Raw genomic sequence first — 20,170 nt, forward strand, 5'->3', positions numbered from 1 at the left:
TGCCAGCAGCCAGACGGATGCCTGGCTGCTGAACTTGCTTGAGCGATGTACGCGGGTTTAGTAGTTGGCTTCCGCCGCGGGCAGGTCAATCAGAATAAACTGGGCGTCGCGCTCGGCGCGAATATGCAGCACGTGCTCGTCAGTGATGCGGGCTTGGTCGCCAGGATTGAGTTGGGTACCGTTGATCAGAATCGAGCCTTCCCGCACGTAAATGAATGTCAATCGGATCGGGAAGGTTTTGAACTCCAGCTCCTTGTCGGCCCGCAGGTTGCTCCAGTAGATGCTGGTGTTGGAGTTCATGTACACCACGTCCTCCAGCACCTTTTGGCCCGACACCAGCGGCACGAGCTCGTTTTTGGTGTCCAGGAAGTCGACGTCTTTCTGCTCGTAGCTCGGCGTCAGCCCCTTCTGGTTCGGCATAAACCACAGCTGGTAAAGCTGCAGCGGCTTGTCGGTGCGGTTGAACTCGGAATGGGCCAGGCCCGTGCCGGCCGTCATGCGCTGCACTTCCCCAGCCGTGATGGTGGTCTTGTTGCCCATCGTGTCCTCGTGGGACACCTCCCCTTCTAATACGAGGGTCACGATTTCCATCTCGTGGTGCGGGTGCTGCGGAAAGCCGGCGTTGGGCGCCACCGTGTCGTCATTGAACACGCGCAGCGGTCCGAAGTGCATGTTCTTCGGGTCGTAATAACCGGCGAAGCTGAACAGGTGGTAGCTGCTGAGCCAAGCCACCGGCTGAGCATGAAAACGTTCGTTGGCAGCGATGAAGGAGAGCATGGGCTTGGAAAAAGGAGCGTTTGGTAGGGCGCCGGCGGCCCCGGCAATTGCCTCGCATACGCGGAGCGGCGGGCTAAAGTTAAAGCACGAATTTCCGCGGATTTCCGCCGCGCAACCGATTGCCCGAATTTCTAAGACGATTCGATGCCGCCCCTCCTCTTCCACCACTAGGCAGAACGTAAAGGGGGCCTACAAAGCAAAAGCCGGGAGCAGTGCTGCTCCCGGCTTTCCCAACGTCTGCTAAAGTGACTTAAGCGGTAATCCTTCGGTTAAGCCTTTTTCATCGTTGTCACCTGCTTCTGCAGATCCAGCACGATGCTCGCCAGGCGGTTCAGCGAGAGGTCCGCAATGGGGAAGGTGCTGCTGATGTAGCTCTTGGCTTCCCAGATTTCCAGCACGTCGTCCACGTCGATGTCGTAGGGCGAGTACACCGGGTTGTCGGAGTGCAGAGTCAGCGCGGCAGCATCCTTCAGTCGGTTGAACACGCGCTTAAACACGATGCCCTCCTTTTTGCTGACCACAATGCAGGGCGTGCCGTCCTTCACCTCATTCCAGTCGGCCACGTAGCGGCCCACGATAACGGTGCCGGAAGCAATGGGCAGCATGGAGTCGCCGCTGATTTCGAAGGCGCGGAACGTGCCCGTCTGGCCCAGCATGGGCAGGCGGAACTTGGGCAGGTCCTCGATGTACTCCTGATCGGCGTACCCATTCAGGTAGCCGGCCGCAGCTTTCAGCGGCACCAGCTCGATGTTTTCCTGCTGGTCCTGGCCCACGGTAAAGGCGAGCACGCGCAGGTTTTCACCCGTGGTGCGCTCCGGATCGGTCACGGAAGCGCCGTCGGTGCCGGCCGTTTCCAGCGCGGGCACGTTCTGCAGCTGCCGGAGCACGGCGGCGGCCTGCCGCTTCTTGGAGAAGTCGGTGGTGACCAGCGCGTCCAGCGAGATGCCGAACAGGCGGGCCATCTTCACCAGCGTGGTGAGCTTGGGCTCGGCGCGGCCCTCTTCGTAGGCTCCGATCAGGGAGCGTTTGATGCTGAGCTTATCGGCCAGCTGAGCCTGGGTCAGACCCAGTTCGCGGCGCCAGAATTTAAGGTTCGTATTGATCATGGGGCGGGGGAGCCGGCTAACGGAATTCGCCCTCAACGGCTTACCGGCTCGTGAAGGTACTAACGGCTTCTTGCTTTTACTAATTCAATTAGCTAAAAGTTTTTTCACAATCCGCTGAGGCTGCTTAACCCGTGTGCACCCAATTATTTGGCCTTCCTGATAGCGCCAGGGCTATAATTGCGCTGTGGGGGCTTCGGCCCACCATTCCTCGTTTTCCCAGTAGTTCGACCACCCGAGCCGCGCGTACCTGGGGTTGATGGTCACGTCCCGCTCGCCGATGGTGAAATCCTTAAGCACTTCGCCGGCGATGTTGAGGAAGCTATCGGCCCAAAGCACGGGCTTGCGCACGGTGCCGGCGGCGTTGGTCCAGTGCCCTTCGAAGAGGTAACCGCCGTTGCGGGCAGCCGGCTGTTCGGGCTGGTACGTGTCCAGGTACAATTCCCCTTCGTCCGTAAAGTTGAAGTCGATGGCCGCCCGGCCCTGGAATACGCCCGCCTCCGCTGTGCCCTGCTCGCGCAGTTCGAAGCGGCCGGTGGCGGCGTACACCGGCACTGGCCCGCCGCTGGTTTGCTGCTGCTCCCGGCTCAGCCGCTCCAGCACAATGTCGCCCGCAAAAGGCATGACGGTCTTTTTGTAGCGGTTCTTGCCGCGCACGTGGTACACGTTCGGCAGCGCCGCGTCGCGCTCCACGCTGATGAACACAAACTCTATCCGGTAGTGGTCAGTGCCGTACGCGCCGTTTTGGGCGGCGGGGTTTTGCGCGTTGAGCTGCCAGAGCGTTGCCAGGTTGTGTTGCCGCAAAAACTGCAGGTCATCGGCGGTGAGGGCCGTGGGGGTGTTGGGCGCAGTAGCTTCCGGCTCGGCAGCCGGCGTAGCGGGTGCCGCCGAAACCGGCGTGGCCGCTTGGGTGCGGCCCTGCACGGAAGTGGCCACGGCCCGGTCGCCCTCCACGTGGCGCTGGCAGGCGCCGAGCAGCAGGCCCAGCGCGGCAAAGAACAGGTACGGTTTCATAGCAGGTGTTGGAAGTAGGTGAGCAGGCAAATCAGGCCGCTACGGCCGTAGCGGCGGGCTGGGGCTGGGTGCGGAAGTGGCGGAGCAGCCGCCGGGCCAGGCCGGCCTGCACCAGCACTTCGGCCAGCAGCAGGTTGCCCGTCCACGACAGCCAAGTGACGGTCAGGTACGTTTCGATGGGTTTGGTCCCGAGCAGGTAGAACATGGCGTAGCTTTCCAGGCGCAGGCTCATGGCGGCCAGCGTCATGGCGAAGCTGCGCAGCATCCACTCGGTGTGCTCGGTCCAGCGGTGCTGCCGGGCCATGCGGTAGGCCTGCCAGGTGCTCAGCCACCACACCACGCACTGCAGGCTGAAGCCGACCTTGGCCGCCAGCCCGCCGTTGGCATACAGGGCCAGAATCTGCCCCGACGGGGCCGCCAGCAGCAGAATCGACGCCACGTACACCTTGCCCAGCGTGCGGTGCAGGGGCTGGTGATGGCGCGTGAGGCCGGGAAAAAACTGCACCAGCCCGGCCCCGAGCACCCACAGGCTGCTGGTGATGTGCACGTAAAAGCCCACCCGAAAAAGCAGATCGGCGTTGACGGTCGTGCTTTTGGTGGTCAGAAACTCTATTCCGGGCTCAAAGCTCAGGTACGGCAGCACTTTGGTGAGCATCAGCAGCCCAAAGGCGGCAATGCCCCCTCCGATCAGCCCCTGCCCCACCCGGCTTCCCAGCGTATGTTCCGGCATATTATCAGGCAATAAATACGGTTAGCAGACCACCCTTTTAAGGTAGCATTTTTCAGGCGTAGTGTGGTACTCGACGGGTAGCGCAATGCCGCAAAAGCAGCAGCACCGGCGCGGCGGACTGACTACCGGCGGCGGCCGCGCGCGGCAGTCCACCATTCGTCGTTTTCCCAGTAGGTGTCCCAGCCGGCGTGGTAGTACCGCGGGTTGATATCGGGGCTGCGGCTGCCGATTTCAAAGTCGCCCAACAGGGCCTTGCCCAGGCTGAACACGTCGTCGGACCAGGCCACGGGGCGATACTGGCCATCGGGCTGGTGCCACTCGCCGTCGAAGGTGAAGCCGGTGGGGCGCGGGTCGCCGGCAGGAAACGGCTGCGGGCGCAAATCCACCGTCACGTCGCCCACCAGCACGCCCCGGCTGGCCGGCGCCAGCTGAAACCGGAACCGGCCGGTGAAGGCGGTGGCAATGGTTTGCGTTTCGCGCACGTTGTTGCGCGTGCGCGTTAGTGTCTTTTCAGCTACTTCATCGAGCGTGAAGCGGCCCGCAAACGCGGAAATGCGCCCCTTGAAGCGCTGCTTGCCCCGCACGTGGTACACGTTGACCAGCTGCGCATCGCGCTGCACGCTGAGCAGCACCACGTCGAGGCGGTAGTAGTCGGCCCCCACGAAACCGTGGCTTTCGGGCTGATTGCGGTTGAGTTCCTGCCACCACGGCGTCAGGTTGTGGCTGGCCATAAAAGCGGCCGCTGCGCCGGAAACCCCATTAGCCGTTGGCACTTTGCGCGCTGCCGCAGGTTTGCGGGCGGGCGAAGCGGCTGGTTTTTTGGCCGATGGCGCGGCCTCGCCGCTGGTTTTGGGCACGTCGGTCGGCGGCGCGGCTCCCAGGAAGCCCAGGCACAGGAAGGCGCCCAGCCACGCGGTTGGCTGCTGAGTCATACGAAGGTGAGTTGGTAATGGGCAAAGCGCCATCGGCATCCGCCAAACCGGTTGGCGGATGAAGGGCAGCAACATGAGAGGGCGGTTACCGGCCGGGTCGGAAGTCAAGGCTCAAGCCTGCGGACGGGAACTGGCAGCAAAACGCTATATACCCGTTTTATTGTATTGAGCGGATCAGATTTTCCGGCTGAACAGGCGCTCTTGCACGAAAAAGGCCCGCGCAATTCGCGCGGGCCTTTCCCAGGTTTCAGCAAACCGGCGTCGTTACGCGCCCGGCTCGGTCGGCGGCTGGTTGGGCAGCTCCCCACGCAGGCGCTTGTCATAAATCAGGGCCAGGCGCAGCTGAAAATAATCGTATTGCTCGCGCAGGTGGTCGAACAGGTCGCGCAGGCGGAAATCGGGGCCCAGCTCGTGGGCCGCGGCGCGGATGCGGGCGTAGTCGTCCTGGCTGATGAACTCCTCGGTGCGCAGCTGGTAGCCTTTTTCGTAGAGCGTTTCGAGGTGCGACTTCACGGTGCTCGGCGAAAGGCCGCGCTGCTCGGCAATCTGGTCCACGGCGAGGCCCTGGCGGTGCAGCTTCCAGCTGTCGAGGTAGGTGCTGCCGGCGGCCGGGCGCTTTTTGGCGGCACCCGCGGCCGGCTGGTCGTCCTCGTCAGACAGGTCCGGCACGTCGTCGGGCGAGGGCGCGCCGGCGTGCTGGTTGATGAGCTCGATGAACCGTTCGCCGTAGGTCTCAAACTTCTTCATGCCCACGCCCGACACGGCCAGCATGGCCGTGCGGGTGCGCGGCCGCTCGATGGCCATTTCCTGCAGCGTGGTATCGGTGAAGATGACGTAGGGCGGCACGCCCTGCTCGTCGGCAATCTTCTTGCGCAGCTGGCGCAGGCGGTCGAACAGCTCGTCGGTGACGGAGGGCAGGCGCTGGGTGCCCGCGGTGGCTTTGGCGGCGCGGCCCTTGGGCGCTTTTTCGGCCTTCTGCGGCACCTGAAACTGCTTTAGGGCCTGCTTCCGCTCCCCCTTGAGCACTTGCCAGCCCAGGTCGGTGAGCTTCAGCGCGTAGCCCTGCTCGTAGGCAATGTAGAGCAGGCCGTCGTTCAGCAGCTGGTGCAGGTAGCTCTGCCAGTCGAGAAACGAGAGGTTGGCGCCGGCGCCGAAGGTCTTGATCTGGTCGTAGCCGCGGCTGATGACGGCCTGGTTGCGGCGGCCCAGCAGCACGTCGGCGATGAGCGTGAGCGGGGCGGCCTCGCGGGTGCGGGCCACGGCCGAGAGGGCCTTCTGCGCCAGCTCAGTGCCGTCGAAGGTGGTGGGCGGGTTGCGGCAGATGTCGCAGTTACCGCAGTCCTTGTCGAGCACTTCGCCGAAGTACGCCAGCAGGATGCGGCGGCGGCAGGAGGCCGCTTCGGCAAACTGCTGCATGCGCTCCAGCTTGGTGGTGTTCAGCTGGGCCAGGCGCGGGTCGGCGTCCTTGGTAATCATGTCGCGCAGCTGGGCCACGTCGGCGTAGCTATAGTAGAGCACGGCCTCGGCGGGCGCCCCGTCGCGGCCGGCGCGGCCGATTTCCTGGTAGTAGCCCTCGATGTTCTTGGGCAGGTTGTAGTGAATCACCCAGCGCACGTTGCTCTTGTCGATGCCCATGCCGAAGGCTACGGTGGCGCAAATCACCTGCAAATCGTCGCGCAGAAACTGCTCCTGCACTTCGGAGCGGCTGCGGTCGGCCATGCCCGCGTGGTAGAAGCCGGCCCGGATGCCTTTCTCCTTGAGCTTGCCGGCCAGCGTCTCGCACTGTTTGCGCGAGAGGCAATACACGATGCCGGCCTCGTCGGGGTGCTTGGCGAGGAAGTCGACCACCGACTTCACGCGGTCCTGGCCGGGGCGCACGCTCAGCGAGAGGTTGGGCCGGTCGAAGGACGAGAGAAACACCTTGGGCTCGGTCAGGCGCAGTTGCTGCTGGATGTCGCGCTGGGTGAGGCGGTCGGCGGTGGCGGTGAGGGCAATGATGGGCACCTGCGGAAACTGCTCGCGCAAGACCCGCAGCTGGGTATATTCGGGCCGGAAGTCATGGCCCCACGACGAGATGCAGTGCGCCTCGTCGATGGCGAACATGCTCACCTTCAGGCGGTGCAGAAACGCCAGAAAGCCCTCGGACAGCAGCTTTTCGGGCGACACGTACAGCAGCTTGAGCGCCCCGGCGTGGCAGGCCCGCCCGATGCTGCTCTGCTCCGCCTGCCCGATGCTGGAGTTGATGCAGGCCGCCGCGATGCCGTTGGCCTTCAGCGCCTCCACCTGGTCCTTCATCAGGGCAATCAGCGGCGACACGACCACGCACACGCCCTCCTGCACCATGGCCGGCACCTGAAAGCACACCGACTTGCCCCCGCCCGTGGGCATGAGCACGACGGTGTCCTGCCCGCTCAGGATGCTCTGGATAATATCCTGCTGCATGGGCCGGAACTGGTCGTAGCCGTAGTACTGCTTCAGCACGCGCCGGGCGGCGTCGAGCGTGGGCGTGAGGGGCTGGGTAGCTGCTAACATTCGGTAAAAATACGGCGGTTTGCCGGGAGTTTTAGGCTAATAAAACTATCAAAAAACTAAAAAAGTGCGTGAACCGCGCTTTGCTCCGGACCGAACAGGTGGACCTCTTATCTTGGGATGCCGCCAGGCTTTCTACCCCACCGTTCAGCGCCCCGCTCTGCCCATGTCGCACCACGCCGTCACCATCGAAGCCTACAACCAGCTGGCCGAATCCTACGAGGCGAAGTTCATGGACTGGGACCTGTACGACGCGACCTACGACGCCTTCTGTGCCCTGCTGCCGGGGGCGCAGCCGCAGCTGCTGGAGGTGGGCTGCGGCCCCGGCAACGTCACCCGGCAGCTGCTGGCGCGCCGCCCCGACGCGCGGCTGCTTGCCACCGACGCAGCGCCCAACATGGTAGCGCGGGCCCAGGCCAACAACCCGGCGGCCCGCTGCGCCGTGCTCGACGCGCGGCAGCTCGGCACGCTGCCCGGCCCCTACGACGGCATTGTGAGCGGTTTCTGCCTACCCTACCTCGCTGCGGACGACTGTGCGCAGTTCATCGGCCAGTGCCACCGCCTGCTGCGGGCCGGCGGCGCCCTGTACGTGAGCCTGATCGAGGGCGATGAGGCGCAATCGGGCTACCAGGCGTCCAGTGACGGGCAGCACCGGGCGTACCTGCATTACTACCCGGCCGATTTTGTGCCCCGGCTGCTGACCAGCCACGGGCTGACGCTTCACTCCCTTACCCGTGTGTCGCGGCCGCAGCCCCACGGCCCCACGGCCACTGATCTGGTTTACCTTGCCCTGAAGCCCGCCGACAAACCAGCCGCGGGCGCGCTCAACTCCCCGGCCGTTTCTGGGCGGTAAGCACAACCATCCGGGCCGGGCTGCGCTATGCCCACAAAGATTTTCTCCGTGGGCATGTTCTTTTCTACCTCTTCCTCGACGCGAGTCCGCTGGTACGGGCTCGGCCTGCTGGGCCTCTCGGCGCTCATGCTGACAGCCGGCGTGATGCATTTCGCGGAGCCGCGGCCCTTCGTGCGCATTGTGCCGCCCCAACTCCCCGCGCCGGAGGCGCTGGTGTACCTGAGCGGCGCCGCCGAAATCGGACTGGGCCTGCTGCTGCTGCCGCGCCGCACGCGCCGGCCAGCCGCCTGGGGACTGGTGCTGCTGCTGCTGGCCGTGTTTCCGGCCAATGTGTACATGGCGCGCATTCCCGGCGGCGGGCTGGGCTTGCCGCAGTGGATGCTCTGGGCGCGGCTGCCGCTACAGGGCCTGCTCATCGCCTGGGCCTGGTGTTACACGCGGCCGGCGGCGCGGCAGCTGGTTTAAGCGACTTGGTTTATGCGCCATTCCTTTTTCTTCGACCCCACCAAGAGCGGCCTCTTCTACCTGGCCCTGTTCCTGCTGCTAGTGGGGCTGGGCCTGAGCTGGATGGGCGACGTGGGCAACCACTACTCCGTGGTCGGCAGCGTGGCTTCGTTCTTGGCTTTTTTCGTAGCCTTCCAAAGCTGGCGGGCCGCCAACGAGGCTTCGCGCAACACCGACGAAGCACTGCAGCAGATGCACCAGGTCGCCGAGGAAACCCGCAAGCTCGCCGAGAGCAACATGGCCATCGACCAGCAGATCCGCGGGGCCGTCAACACGATTTCCGACGCCACCCGCGAACTGTATAAGGGCATGCCGCGCATCCTGAGCGAGGTTCGCGAATTTCTGGATCGGGCCCACGGGAGCGAGTACCTAGCGGTGCTGACCGACTCGGCGGCCATCGGCAAGTTCTGGACCGAGCACTACGCCCCGGGCCCCCAGCGCCAGCTTGCCAGCGTCACCGACCGCATTCATACGCTGCTGCTGGAGCGTGCCCGCGACGCCCGCGAGTTTTACCTGGCCACCCTTGCCGCCGAGGAAACCACCCCAGACTTTCCGCCCGCCGAAGCCGGCAACAGCCTTTACGGGCACTTTCTGCGCCCCCTCTGGCAGCAGCTACATCCCGAGCGGGAGTTGAGCGCTGCGGCCTGGGAGGCTCACCGCCACCTGCACCACACCACCCTGCGCCAAGTGCAGGAAACGTTCGAGCTTTTCGCCGACCACCCCGAGCAGCGGCAGGCAGGCCTTGGCTCGCACTTCGTGGTGCCCACGCTGCCGTTGCAGCTGCTCATCCGCGTCGATATGGAAGCGGCCGAGCCGTTTCGGGCGCTGGTCATCTTCGTGGGCCAGTACAACCTGGGCCGGCTGGCCGAAGCCCGCGCCATGCTCACGGCCGACCCCGAGCTAGTGCGCTCCTTTGTCAGCATGTTCGAGTCGCTGGTGGGGCTGGACGGGCACCCGGGCTACCAGCAGCTGCGGCGGCAGTGGCCGCTGTAGGACGCCGGGCCGCTTTTCCTATCTTTAAGGCCTGTATTCCTCCTCTCCCGCCTGCATGGCCGCTCCCACTACTTCCTCTTCCTCGGCCGCTACGGCCACCGCCGGGCCCGCGCGCAGCTACGCGCTGCCCATGGCGGCCATGACGTCCCTGTTTTTCCTCTTCGGGGCCGTCACCAACTTCAACGACGTGCTCATGCCCTACCTGAAGGACGTGTGCCAGCTCACCGACCTGCAGTCGTCGCTGGTGCAGTTTGCCTTCTTCGGGGCCTACTTCCTGATGTCGCTGCCGGCCGGCCGGGTGCTGGAGCGCCTGGGCTACCAGCGCGGCATCGTGCTGGGCCTGCTGGTCATGGCCGCCGGCGCGCTGCTGTTTGTGCCGGCCGCCAATACGCGCACCTTCGCCGTGTTCCTGCTGGGCCTGGGCGTGCTGGGCGCCGGCGTGACGCTGCTGCAGGTAGCCGCCAACCCCTACGTATCCGTGCTCGGGCCCGCCAACCGCGCGGCCAGCCGCGTGAGCATCGTGGGCGTGGCCAACAACCTCGGCGGCACCCTGTCGCCTTTGCTGGGCGGCATGCTGCTGTTCGGCGGCTCGGTGGCCCTGAAAGCCCGGCTGGCGGCGCTGCCGGCGGCCGAGCGCCTGGCCGAGGAAGCCACGCTGGTAAAAGCGCCCTACGTAGGCCTGGCTATTTTCCTGGCCGTGCTGGCGGGCGTGTTCTTCACGCTGAAGCTGCCCGAAATCGAGGGCATGCAGGCCGATAACGAAACGGAGGCGGCCGACTTAGCGCCGGCCCTGGGTCGAAAGTCGGCCCTGGATTTTCCCCACCTGAAGCTCGGCGTGGTGGCCATTTTCCTCTACGTAGGCGTGGAAGTGGGCCTGGGCTCGTTCCTGATCCGCTACGGTGAGGCGCAGGGCATTACCCAGCTCAGCGACTTCACGCAGGCGCTGGTGCGCGGCCTGAACGTCGCCACGAACTTTGTGGGCGTGCTGCTCGGCCAGTCGCCGGCCCCGATTGACACCACCGCCGGCTTCACCAAGGCCGTAGGCGCGGTGCTGGTGGCTTCCTACTGGTTTGGCTCGCTGGTGGGCCGCGTGGTGGGCATTCCGCTGCTCAGCCGCATCAACGACCGGAAGGCTCTGGCCGCGGTGTGCGCCGCCGCGGTGCTGTTCGTGCTGGCTTCCATTGCCGTGCGCGGCGAAGCGGCCCTGTGGCTGGTGGTGCTCTGCGGCCTGATGAACTCCATCATGTGGCCCGTCATCTTCCCGTTGGCCATCAAAGGCCTCGGCCCGTTCACCAAGCAGGGTTCCTCCTACCTGATCATGGCCATTGTGGGCGGGGCCATCGTGCCGCTGCTCATGGGTTGGGTGGCCACCTACGCCGGCGGCCTGCGCGTGGCGTTCATCCTGCCGGCGCTCTGCTACGCTTACCTCCTTTACTACGCCCTGCGCGGCTACCGCGTGCGGTAGGCCTGCCCGGCTTTCCGCGCCCACTGCCGCGCCCATGGCCGGGCCCGCTGCCACTCCGGCGGCGGGCCCGCCTGCATTTCGGGCCGGCCCTGGATGCGCTACCTTTGCCTTCGCACCGATTTTCCGACTATGCCCGCTTTGCTTCAGCACGACGTTTCCCTGCGCCCCTTCAACACTTTCGGCATCGACGCCAAAGCCCGCCTGTTTGCCGTCTTCACTACGGTGGAGGAGCTGCGCGAGCTGCTGCGGGAGCCCGAAGTGCAGGCCGCGCCCAAGCTCATCCTCGGCGGCGGCTCCAACCTGCTCTTTACCCAGGACTTCGACGGGGTGGTGCTCAAAAACGAGATTCGCGGACTGGAAACCCTGGACGAAGCCACCGACGGGAGCACCCTGGTGCGGGCCGGCGCGGGCGAATCGTGGCACGGGCTGGTGGAGTACGCGCTGGGCCAGAACCTCTCGGGCATCGAAAACCTCTCGCTGATTCCGGGCACGGTGGGCGCGGCCCCGCTGCAAAACATCGGGGCCTACGGCGTGGAGCTCAAGGACGCCTTTGAGTACCTGGAAGCCGTGGAGCTGAGCACGGGGCAGCTGCGCCGGTTTTCGCGCGAGGAATGCGGGTTCGGCTACCGCGAATCGGTGTTTAAAGGGCCGCTGCGCAACCAGTACGTGGTGACGGGCGTGGTGCTGCGGCTGCACCAGCGGCCGCAGGCCAACGTGTCGTACGGCGCCATCCGCACCACGCTGGAGGAAATGGGCGTCACGGCTGAGCCCACGCCCCAGCAAGTGAGCCAGGCCGTCATCAGCATCCGGCGCAGCAAGCTGCCCGACCCGGCCCAGATCGGCAACGCGGGCTCCTTTTTCAAGAACCCGGAGGTGTCGCAGGCCAAGTTCGACGCGCTGAAGGCTGAGTACCCGGAGCTGCCCGGCTACCCGGTGCCCGGCGGCGTGAAAGTGCCCGCGGGCTGGCTGATTGAGCAGTGCGGCTGGAAGGGCCACCGTGCCGGCACCGAGGGCCGCTACGGGGTGCACGACCGGCAGGCGCTGGTGCTCGTCAACCACGGCGGGGCCACCGGCGGCGAGGTGCGGGCATTGGCCGAAGAAATTATTGCGTCGGTGCGCGAGAAGTTCGGCATCGAGCTGCACCCGGAAGTGAACATCCTGTAAGCTCGCATAGTCCGGGCGCTATATTAAAGTTTAGAGTTATTAGCCTTTCTTTTTGCAAGAACTTCAGAAACAAGCCGGATATTTGTAGGGAGTTGCCTCTCCCTACCTATTGCAGCCTTTTTGCTTCTGATGAAAAAATTGACTCTTCTGGCGCTGCTGCTCGGCGGCGCCCTGGCGGCCCAGGCTCAGCAGGGTCGGGCGCCCAAGCGTACCACGGCGGCGGCTCCGGTCAAAGCGCAGCCGGAACCAGCTGCGGCACCGGCACCGGCCGGGCCCCTCACGCTGGCGGCCGTACGCACGGCCGAGCCGGGCACCACTGTCACCGTGCGCGGCGTGGTCGTCAACGGGCCGGAACTGGGCAACATTCGCTACATCCAGGATAAAGAAGCCGGTCTGGGGTTGTTTTCCAACACCCTGGACGCGCTGAAGGCCCTGGTACCGGGTGACAGCGTGGAAGCGCACGGCACGCTGAAGAACTACAACAGCCTGCTGGAAATGGACCCTGTGCTGTCGGTGAAAAAGCTGGCCTCGGGCCGCAAGTACACCATCACTGCGGTGCCGGCCACGGAGCTGACGAAAGTGCTCAGCGAAGCCTACGAGGGCCGGCTGGTGAAAATCACCGACGTGGAACGCCTCACCAGCACCGGCGGCAACGCTGCCACCGCGCTGGCCGGCAACATGAACTACCTGATCAACGGCCAGGCCGGGGCCATCGTGCGCGTTTCGGCGCCCTCGACGGGCACCAACGGGTTGGTGGGCAGCACGGTGCCCACGCAGAAATTCGACCTGGTCGGGGTGGTCGGGCAGCACTCGCCCACGGGCACGCCCACGGGCTACCAGCTGCTGCCGCGCCTGAGCACCGACTTGGTGGTGGCCGGCGGCTTGCCCGTTATTAAAGGCGAGCCGGTGCCCATAGCCGTGACCAAGAACAGCATCACGGTGGATTTCGCCACCATCAACCCCGGCACCACCAAAATCGAGTTCGGCGCCACCCCGGCCCTGGGCGGCGTGATGGAGGATAAAACCCCGACCACGCAGCATCAGATGACTATTCCGGACCTGCAGGCCGGCACGACGTACTACATTCGCGTCTCGTCGGCCAACAGCATGGGGGTCAGCACCCAGCCGGCCGTGCCCATGATTACTCGGAAAAAGTAAGCCCGCAACGGCGCTTGCACGCAACGCAAAAGCGCGGCCCCCTTCTGGAGGCCGCGCTTTTGCATGTAAGGCCGGCTTGCTCCGGCCAGGAGCGAAACGCTTATTTCAGCACGGCCACCGTTACGCCGTCGCCACCGCGGTCGGCGTGCTCGTCGGCCACGCTGGCCACCGCGCGCACGGAATGCAGGTAGTCGCGCACGACCTGGCGCAGCACGCCGTTGCCGCGGCCGTGGATGAATTTCAGCTCGGGCACGCCCAGCATCACCGCGTCGTCCACGTAGTTCATGATGCGCTGCAGGGCGTCTTCGGCCCGCTCGCCGCGCAAGTCCAGCGTGGTGCTGAAGCCGGCCATGCGCCCGGTCACGTCGAGGCCGCTGGCGCGGGCCTCCACGGCCGGCGCCTTGCGGGCGGCCTCCTTTTCCCGCTCCCGGATTTCCGAGCGCGTGACTTTTTCCAGCTGCTGCACCTTCACCAGCGTCTTGAGCCCGCCGAAGAGCACTTCGGCGGTTTTGCCCTTCAGGCTCACCAACTCGCCGTAGCCTTCCTGCCCGATCAGGGCCACCTTATCGCCGGGCCGCAGGGCCTTCGGGTCGATGGTTTCGCGCTGGCCACGGGGCTTCGGCAGCTCTTCCTTCAGCTCGCGCTGCACGAAGGCGTCGAGCTGCTGGCGAGCCGCTTTGGTTTGCTCCTTTTCGGCGCCGGCCGTGCGAATCTGGCTGATGGTGGCCTCGATCTGCGCGTTGGTGTCCTTGAGCAGCAGCTTGGCTTTCTGCTTGGCCTCGCGCAGCACGTCCTGCTTGGTTTCCTCCAGGTGATTTTTCAGGTCCTGGTACTCCTGCGCCACCTTTTTCATGCGCCGCTCGTTCTTTTCGGCTTCGGCGGTGCGCTTTTCAAGCTGGGCCTTTTCGGCTTCCAGCTCTTCGAGTAGGCGGTCGTAGCGCACTTTTTCCTTGCCCACGAGCTGGGAAGCGCGCTCCACGATGTTCTTCGGCAGGCCGATCTTGCGGGCAATTTCCAGCGCGAACGAGGAGCCAGGCTTGCCTGTTTCGAGGCGGTAGAGCGGCTGCAGGTGCTTCGGGTCGTAGCGCATGGCGCCGTTGACGAGGCCCGGCGTACGCTCGGCAAGGTTTTTCAGGTTGGTGTAGTGCGTGGTGATGACGCCGAAGGCCCGCACGCGGTTCAGCTCCGACAGCACAGCCTCGGCAATGGCGCCGCCCAGCGCGGGCTCGGTACCGGTGCCGAATTCGTCGATGAGCACGAGGCTGCGCTTGTTGGCCAAGAGCAGGAACTGCTTCATGTGCGTCAGGTGCGAGGAATACGTGCTCAGGTCGTTTTCCAGGCTCTGCTCGTCGCCGATGTCCAGGAAAATATCGTCGAACACGCCCGCTTCGGAGTCGTCGCGCACGGGAATGAGCAGGCCGCACTGCAGCATGTACTGCACCAGGCCCACCGTCTTCATGGCCACCGACTTACCGCCGGCGTTTGGCCCCGAAATGACCAGGATGCGCTGCTCGGCGTGCAAGACCACGTCAAGGGGCACCACCTCGCGGCCCTGCTCCTTGAAGTTCAGGTACAGCAGCGGGTGGCGGGCCTGCGTCCACTGAATGAGCGGACGAGCCAGGAGCTTGGGCATCACCGCTTCCATCTGCCGGGCAAACCGGGCCTTGGCGCGGATAAAGTCGAGCAGGCCCAGGAACTGGTAGGCGCGGCGCAAATCCGGGATGTGCGGGCGCAGCTGATCGGTCAGGCTGATCAGGATGCGCACCAGCTCGCGGTGCCAGGCGTTTTCGAGGTCCTTGATGTCGTTGTTGAGCTCGAACACGGCCTCCGGCTCGATGTACACCGTCTGGCCCGTAGCCGATTCGTCGTGGATCAGGCCCTTGATGCGGCGCTTGTGCTCGGCCACGATGGGCAGCACCAGGCGGCCGCCGCGGATGGTGGGCTCGGCGCCCTCGGGCGTCCAGCCCTCGGAGCGCGCCTTGCGCAGCACATCGGCAATCTGCCGGCGCAGGATGCCCTGGCGGTTGATCAGCTCCTGGCGCAGCTGCCGCAGCAAGGGCGAGGCGTCGTCGCGCACGTGGCCGTCGTCGTCCACCAGCTTGTCCAGGCCGGCCAGCAGGTTGCGGTCGGCCTGCACGCCGATGCCGAGCAGGCGCAGCGTGGGGTACAGGCCCTCGGGGGCCTGGGTGAAAAAGGTCAGCGCCTCGCGGATAGTGCGCAAGGACATCTTGATTTCGTAGAAGGCGGCCACTTCCAGGTACGCGCCCGGCAGCTGCGCCCGCAGCAGGTGCGGGTGCACGTCGTGGTAGTACTGGCTGGGGAAGTCGGCGCCGGAGTTGAGCAGCTGGCTGAACTCGTCGGTCTGCTGCAGCAGCTTGCGCAGCTCGTCGGCGCGGGGCTGAAACTGCATTTTCTGCACGTAATGGCGGCCCAGCTGGCTCAGGCACAGCTCAGCCAGCCGCTCACGCACTTGCTGGAAGCCGATTTTCTGCTCGAAGGTGTTGGGGTAAATCAAAAGGGTATCGGGGACTGAAGTAATCGGGAGTGGGAACAAGGGCGGGCCCCGGAGGGCTGCGTCAGCCTTCTTTAACAGCCGCTCGGGCCGAAAGATTCAGGCAAAGCTATACGCGGGCGGATGAAGGCCGAAAAAATGCTGGTGGGCCGGCGGCTGCATATTGCTATACAAATATGCCTCATTACTTTTGGCGGTGTTAGACAAATCCCATTGCATGAGAAAACTTCTACCACTATCTTCTTTCGACCTATTTCCTGCGCCGCGCCCGTGGCCGGCCCTTATTCCCTAACTACCCGGCGGCCCCTGTTACCAGCCCGGGCGCCCCGCTAGTCCGCATCCTATCCCCGGCCTCCGGCCTTTCCTTACATGATTTCCAGATTCTGGTTGACCGCGGCCCTGCTGGCCGTTGGGCCGCTGGCCGCGCACGCGCAGGTCAGCAAGTTTAGCTACACCTTCGGCGTCGGCGCGAAGCTGTTTCGGGCGGCGCCCTCGCTTTCCACCACCCAGCCCAGCCCCGGGCGCCAAAACATTCCCCTCTTCTCCCTGGGCCTGAGCTTCGACGCGCCGCTGCGCAGCTTCGGCCCGGAACGGGCCCTGGGCCTCGTGGTGAACCCCCAGGGCGGCATTTTCACCGACCAGAGCGTGCAGAACGGGCAGGAGGGCTTCACGGCCGACGTGCCGCTGTACCTGACCTGGCGCTACGGGGCCAAGGCCACCAAGAAATCCGCCAAAACCTGCGGCGTGGGCCTGGGCGGCGGGCTGCGGTCGGGCTTTGTGTTCTGGGGGGCCGCCGACCACCCCATGCAGCAGTTCTACGCCTCGCCCAGCCTGATGCTGGAGGGCGTGTACAGCACTGCGCGCCGCGACTACTACCTGCGCCTGAGCGGCGACGTGGTCAAGCACCGCTTCTCCGATTTCCGCTACGTCGACAGCGACGTGGCGCAGCCGGCTTCGCTGCAGACGGTGCAGCTGCAAGCCGGCCTGAGCCTGTAGCGCCCCGCTTTTGTATTCCGCTTCCCCTGTACTCTTATCCCGCATGAAAGCTTCCCTCTTCCTGGCCCTGCTCGGGTTGGGCACCTCCCTGCTGGGCTCGGCCCCGGCCCCCGACAAGCCCGCGCAGACACTGCAGCTCAGCAAATCGGAAAAACTCGACGGTACCATCACGCTGGCCAACCGCCACACCCTGCTTTTCATCCCCGACGGGGCGTCGAAGAACGTGCGGGTGGTGGCCGTGAGCCCCAGCGGGCAAACCGCCTGGCAGGCCACCGTGGAACGCCAGCAATACAAAGATTCCGGCCTGAATCTGTGGAAGTCTTTGGCCGATAAAGCCGACGTGGAGCTGAGCAGCCGCCTGTACCCGCTGCAGGTGTTCAGCGCCGGCAACACGGTGTACCTCTACGAGGTCATCCGCGAAACCGACAACAAGCTCGGCGTGGAGGCCAACCAGGTGCTGGTGCAGCAGATCGACGCGCAGGGCAAGGTGCGGCGCCACACGTTCGCGGCGCCCGAGCTGAGCAAGAAAGTAGAACGCGGCGTGCTCGGCGCTTACGCCGACGAGGACGCGCTCTACCTGGTGACCAAGCTCACCAACCCGCGCGAGGAAACCGAGAAGTACTTTTTGGAGCGCTATGACCCGGCCGGCAAGAAAATGCAGCAGCAGCCGCTGGATCTGCCCCAACCCTACGCGACCAAGCAGGAAGACGTGTCGTACCACGACTGGGTGCTGGCCGGGCGCCGCGCGGGCAAGACCTACTTCTACCGCGCCCTGCGCGGCACCAGCAAGAAGGACAACCCCAACAAGGTGCCGGTGGAATACGAATTCCGCCTCTACAACAGCGCCGGCCGGCCCGCGGGCCAGTTCACCACCGACCTGCACCAGAAGCTCGACAACACCTTCGTGAACTACTCCGGGCCGATGTCGCACTTCCCCTCGCAGGGTCACGTGGCGCGCCTGGTGACCAAGACCAGCTCCAGCGGCCGCTCGACCCGCAGCTACACCTACGACACCTACGACGTGTCGACTTCCGGCCTGGGCGAAATCTACCTCGACCCCACCTCGGAGGACTGCTTCATCGCCGGCGAGTACGGCGGGCGCACCTACGACCCGACCGGCGCCCAGGACATCCGCGGCACGTTTATCTACAAGGTAAAGGCCGATGGCACGGGCAGCACCCTGGTGAAGAACGCCTACCCGGCCGAGGTGAAGAACGACTACAAGTTTCTGGTTTCGCTCTACGGCGACAACCGCCTGGCCGGGCTGTTCGTCAACCCGGTCACGCGCGAAATGGGGCTGCAATTCGAGCAGCACAACCGCAACGTGGTGGTGACCTACGACGCCAACCTGAAGCTGGTGAGCCAGCAAAACCTGGCGTACAAGGAGCAGGCAACCCACCTGTTCTGGCAGATCGGCGACTCCTACACTTCGTCCGGCTCCTTCGGGGCCTCCCAGATGGAGCTGCCGCGGCAGTACGTGGCCCGCGCCCAGGATGGCTACTGCCAAAAGCTGCAGGGCGTGATGGAGCGCTCCAAGCCGGCCGCCAAAGCCAAGCCCGAAGACCAGCCGTACTACGAGTACGCGCCTCAGCCGGACGGCAGTGTGCTGGTGGTACGCCACTACAATAAGCTCGGCAGCCCGGTGTACATCTACGCCCTGTAAGCCGGCGCGTCCCGTTCGCCCAACTCTTATTCCTAATGCCGATGCGTCGGCCCTAAACATGGTCGAGGGGCGCATTTTGCTCCCTTTGCCGTATTACCCTGCTGCATGAACATTCTGACTACCGGGCTGCTCAGCACCTTGCTGGCTACCACCGCGCTGGCCCAGGCGCCCGTCCAATCCATTCCGCTGGCCAAAGAAGAGGCCCTCATAGGCACCGTTACGCTGCCTAACCACCACACCCTGCTGCTGCTAGGCACTGACAACAACCCGCAAATGCGGGTACTCAGCCTGACGCCCACGGGCCAGACGGCTTGGACATCGAAGGTTGCCCATCCAGCCGAGTACGTTTCCTCGCAGCTGTACCAGCGCTTTTTCAGCAACAGCGACGGCAACAGCCTGCTGCTCGGGGCGCTGTTTGCCGACGACAACGCCGCCCTCGGTATGAAGAAGAACCAGCTGATGGTGCAGCGCGTGGACGAGCAGGGCCAAGTGACGCGCGCCAACTTTTCGCTAAACCTTTCTGACGACAAGAAAATGGAGCACACGTCCTTCGGCTCGTTTGCCGACCAGGGCGCCCTGTATCTGGTAACTAAGGAAACCAATCACCGCTTAGAAACGGTCGCATTTCTGCTGGAACGCTATGACCCGCAAACCAAGAAGGCCCAGCAGCTGCCCCTGGCCTTGCCCAAGGCGCCGGAAGTGAAGGCCAAGCCAGCGGAGTTGTTCACCGACTGGGTGTACGCTGGCTTCCGCCGCGGCAAGGTGTACTTCTACCGCCCTATCAAGGGCCAGAGCCGGGAGGACGTGCCCGAGAAAGTCCCGACCGAATACGAAGTGCGGGTGTTCGACGTGACGGGCCAGGCGGCTGGCGGCTTCACCACGGCCCTTCACCAGCAGTTCCAGCCCAGCACCTACGTGTATTCGTCGGGTTCCCTGCCGCACTATGGCCAGGGGCACGTGCCCTACGCGATGAACCAGTACAGCAGTCAGGGCAACGTTACCATTGACCCGTTCGACCAAACATCGGGCTCGACTGGCGCCCTGTACCTGGACCCCAACTCCGAGGATTGCATCTTCCTGGGCGAGTACAACAATGTCATCTTCGGGCGCCTGGCAGGCGGGCAACCACTGCTGGGTGGCTTTGTGGCCCGCTACAGCTCCAGCGGCCAGCTGCTGAAGCTGGTACAGGAGCCCTACGGCCCCGAATTGAAATCCGAGAAGCTGCTGATGAGCGCCGCCGGCCGCCGCACCGCCACCTACCTGTTCGACCCCTATTCCGGCCACCTGCTGTGGGAAGGCAACTGCGACCTGACGGCCCGCGGCCAGGAGGGCCCTTCGGCTCACCTGCGCTTCGAGTATGACGAGCAGTGGAAGGTGCTCCGGCAATCGGCCTGGACGCTCACGCCCAAGAGCACCCCGGCCGCTCAGCGGGCCCGCGTGTACTACAGCGGCCCGGATACCCAGCTGCCCGGCCGGCTAATCAGCACCCTGATTAGCTACTCAGGGCTGCTTCAGCCCAATTTCTACTTGCCCACCCTGGCCCTGACGCAGGCCCCGGTGTACACCAAGCTGGAGCAGCTGGCCGGCCAAGAAAAGAACCCGGAAGCCAAGTACGTGCTCAGCCCCAGCGGCAGCGGTACGGCTACGGTTATCAAGTATGGCACCGGCGGACCGCTGACCGTTTACGCCCTGTAGCAGCCGCGCTTACGCGCGGTCCGGAATATCGGGGCGGCCAACCGGGTTCGGCCGGGTTTAGCTTCGGCCGAACCCGGCCGTT

Annotated in this window: 16 protein-coding genes; 9 read left to right on the plus strand and 7 right to left on the minus strand. The window is 64.8% G+C overall.

Annotated features, from left to right (window positions below; all coding sequences use genetic code 11):
• Positions 1-57: 57 nt before the first annotated feature.
• From ACYVKQ_RS00440 to recQ, 6 genes are all read right to left on the minus strand, one after another.
• A complete protein-coding gene (locus tag ACYVKQ_RS00440) occupies positions 58-777 on the minus strand; it encodes a pirin family protein (RefSeq protein WP_460574492.1) in 720 nt (239 codons plus the stop codon).
• A 269-nt stretch (positions 778-1,046) separates the two neighbouring features.
• A complete protein-coding gene (locus ACYVKQ_RS00445; protein WP_460574494.1) occupies positions 1,047-1,883 on the minus strand; it encodes a helix-turn-helix domain-containing protein in 837 nt (278 codons plus the stop codon).
• A gap of 171 nt (positions 1,884-2,054) precedes the next feature.
• The gene (locus tag ACYVKQ_RS00450) at positions 2,055-2,894 is read right to left on the minus strand and encodes a hypothetical protein (protein ID WP_460574496.1); all 840 of its coding nucleotides are present in this window, start codon (positions 2,892-2,894) and stop codon (positions 2,055-2,057) included.
• A gap of 31 nt (positions 2,895-2,925) precedes the next feature.
• Positions 2,926-3,624 carry a DUF2306 domain-containing protein gene (locus ACYVKQ_RS00455; RefSeq protein ID WP_460574498.1) on the minus strand — a complete coding sequence of 233 codons (699 nt, stop codon included), beginning with the start codon at positions 3,622-3,624 and terminating at the stop codon, positions 2,926-2,928.
• A gap of 122 nt (positions 3,625-3,746) precedes the next feature.
• On the minus strand, positions 3,747-4,556 hold the full coding sequence (locus ACYVKQ_RS00460) for a hypothetical protein (RefSeq protein WP_460574500.1): 810 nt from the start codon (positions 4,554-4,556) through the stop codon (positions 3,747-3,749).
• 264 nt (positions 4,557-4,820) lie between these two features.
• Positions 4,821-7,088 carry a RecQ family ATP-dependent DNA helicase gene (gene recQ / locus ACYVKQ_RS00465; RefSeq protein ID WP_460574502.1) on the minus strand — a complete coding sequence of 756 codons (2,268 nt, stop codon included), beginning with the start codon at positions 7,086-7,088 and terminating at the stop codon, positions 4,821-4,823.
• A gap of 163 nt (positions 7,089-7,251) precedes the next feature.
• Here recQ and ACYVKQ_RS00470 point away from each other — a divergent pair, with 163 nt between their 5' ends.
• The 6 genes from ACYVKQ_RS00470 to ACYVKQ_RS00495 all read left to right on the plus strand — a co-directional run bounded on the left by ACYVKQ_RS00470 (position 7,252) and on the right by ACYVKQ_RS00495 (position 13,222).
• Positions 7,252-7,938, plus strand: coding sequence for a class I SAM-dependent methyltransferase (locus ACYVKQ_RS00470; protein WP_460574504.1), 687 nt, complete (start codon positions 7,252-7,254; stop codon positions 7,936-7,938).
• Positions 7,939-7,992: 54 nt separating this feature from the next.
• Positions 7,993-8,403, plus strand: coding sequence for a DoxX family protein (locus ACYVKQ_RS00475; RefSeq protein ID WP_460574506.1), 411 nt, complete (start codon positions 7,993-7,995; stop codon positions 8,401-8,403).
• A 12-nt stretch (positions 8,404-8,415) separates the two neighbouring features.
• Positions 8,416-9,435, plus strand: a complete 1,020-nt coding sequence (locus ACYVKQ_RS00480; RefSeq protein WP_460574508.1) for a hypothetical protein — start codon at positions 8,416-8,418, stop codon at positions 9,433-9,435.
• 55 nt (positions 9,436-9,490) lie between these two features.
• Positions 9,491-10,900 (plus strand): sugar MFS transporter, encoded by a 1,410-nt coding sequence (locus tag ACYVKQ_RS00485; RefSeq protein WP_460574510.1) that lies wholly within the window; start codon positions 9,491-9,493, stop codon positions 10,898-10,900.
• A 129-nt stretch (positions 10,901-11,029) separates the two neighbouring features.
• Positions 11,030-12,064, plus strand: coding sequence for a UDP-N-acetylmuramate dehydrogenase (gene murB / locus ACYVKQ_RS00490; protein WP_460574512.1), 1,035 nt, complete (start codon positions 11,030-11,032; stop codon positions 12,062-12,064).
• Between the two features lie 129 nt (positions 12,065-12,193).
• Entirely contained in the window at positions 12,194-13,222 is a 1,029-nt protein-coding gene (locus ACYVKQ_RS00495) for a hypothetical protein (RefSeq protein ID WP_460574514.1), read from the plus strand.
• 100 nt (positions 13,223-13,322) lie between these two features.
• On the opposite strand, the gene ACYVKQ_RS00500 is transcribed toward ACYVKQ_RS00495, so the two are convergent.
• The gene (locus ACYVKQ_RS00500) at positions 13,323-15,737 is read right to left on the minus strand and encodes an endonuclease MutS2 (protein WP_460574516.1); all 2,415 of its coding nucleotides are present in this window, start codon (positions 15,735-15,737) and stop codon (positions 13,323-13,325) included.
• Positions 15,738-16,103: 366 nt separating this feature from the next.
• Between ACYVKQ_RS00500 and ACYVKQ_RS00505 the strand changes: the two genes are divergently transcribed.
• The 3 genes from ACYVKQ_RS00505 (at position 16,104) to ACYVKQ_RS00515 (ending at position 20,088) form a co-directional block, all read left to right on the plus strand.
• Positions 16,104-16,730 (plus strand): hypothetical protein, encoded by a 627-nt coding sequence (locus ACYVKQ_RS00505; protein ID WP_460574517.1) that lies wholly within the window; start codon positions 16,104-16,106, stop codon positions 16,728-16,730.
• A 43-nt stretch (positions 16,731-16,773) separates the two neighbouring features.
• Positions 16,774-18,393 carry a hypothetical protein gene (locus ACYVKQ_RS00510; protein WP_460574519.1) on the plus strand — a complete coding sequence of 540 codons (1,620 nt, stop codon included), beginning with the start codon at positions 16,774-16,776 and terminating at the stop codon, positions 18,391-18,393.
• Between the two features lie 105 nt (positions 18,394-18,498).
• Positions 18,499-20,088 carry a hypothetical protein gene (locus ACYVKQ_RS00515; protein WP_460574521.1) on the plus strand — a complete coding sequence of 530 codons (1,590 nt, stop codon included), beginning with the start codon at positions 18,499-18,501 and terminating at the stop codon, positions 20,086-20,088.
• Positions 20,089-20,170: the final 82 nt, after the last annotated feature.

The organism is Hymenobacter coalescens (genome assembly GCF_054783195.1).

Bases quoted from the DNA above. Each gene is read 5' to 3' on its own strand.
- ACYVKQ_RS00440 (WP_460574492.1), bottom strand. From the start codon at position 777: ATGCTCTCCTTCATCGCTGCCAACGAACGTTTTCATGCTCAGCCGGTG.
- ACYVKQ_RS00445 (WP_460574494.1), bottom strand. From the start codon at position 1,883: ATGATCAATACGAACCTTAAATTCTGGCGCCGCGAACTGGGTCTGACC.
- ACYVKQ_RS00450 (WP_460574496.1), bottom strand. From the start codon at position 2,894: ATGAAACCGTACCTGTTCTTTGCCGCGCTGGGCCTGCTGCTCGGCGCC.
- ACYVKQ_RS00455 (WP_460574498.1), bottom strand. From the start codon at position 3,624: ATGCCGGAACATACGCTGGGAAGCCGGGTGGGGCAGGGGCTGATCGGA.
- ACYVKQ_RS00460 (WP_460574500.1), bottom strand. From the start codon at position 4,556: ATGACTCAGCAGCCAACCGCGTGGCTGGGCGCCTTCCTGTGCCTGGGC.
- recQ (WP_460574502.1), bottom strand. From the start codon at position 7,088: ATGTTAGCAGCTACCCAGCCCCTCACGCCCACGCTCGACGCCGCCCGG.
- ACYVKQ_RS00470 (WP_460574504.1), top strand. From the start codon at position 7,252: ATGTCGCACCACGCCGTCACCATCGAAGCCTACAACCAGCTGGCCGAA.
- ACYVKQ_RS00475 (WP_460574506.1), top strand. From the start codon at position 7,993: ATGTTCTTTTCTACCTCTTCCTCGACGCGAGTCCGCTGGTACGGGCTC.
- ACYVKQ_RS00480 (WP_460574508.1), top strand. From the start codon at position 8,416: ATGCGCCATTCCTTTTTCTTCGACCCCACCAAGAGCGGCCTCTTCTAC.
- ACYVKQ_RS00485 (WP_460574510.1), top strand. From the start codon at position 9,491: ATGGCCGCTCCCACTACTTCCTCTTCCTCGGCCGCTACGGCCACCGCC.
- murB (WP_460574512.1), top strand. From the start codon at position 11,030: ATGCCCGCTTTGCTTCAGCACGACGTTTCCCTGCGCCCCTTCAACACT.
- ACYVKQ_RS00495 (WP_460574514.1), top strand. From the start codon at position 12,194: ATGAAAAAATTGACTCTTCTGGCGCTGCTGCTCGGCGGCGCCCTGGCG.
- ACYVKQ_RS00505 (WP_460574517.1), top strand. From the start codon at position 16,104: ATGATTTCCAGATTCTGGTTGACCGCGGCCCTGCTGGCCGTTGGGCCG.
- ACYVKQ_RS00510 (WP_460574519.1), top strand. From the start codon at position 16,774: ATGAAAGCTTCCCTCTTCCTGGCCCTGCTCGGGTTGGGCACCTCCCTG.
- ACYVKQ_RS00515 (WP_460574521.1), top strand. From the start codon at position 18,499: ATGAACATTCTGACTACCGGGCTGCTCAGCACCTTGCTGGCTACCACC.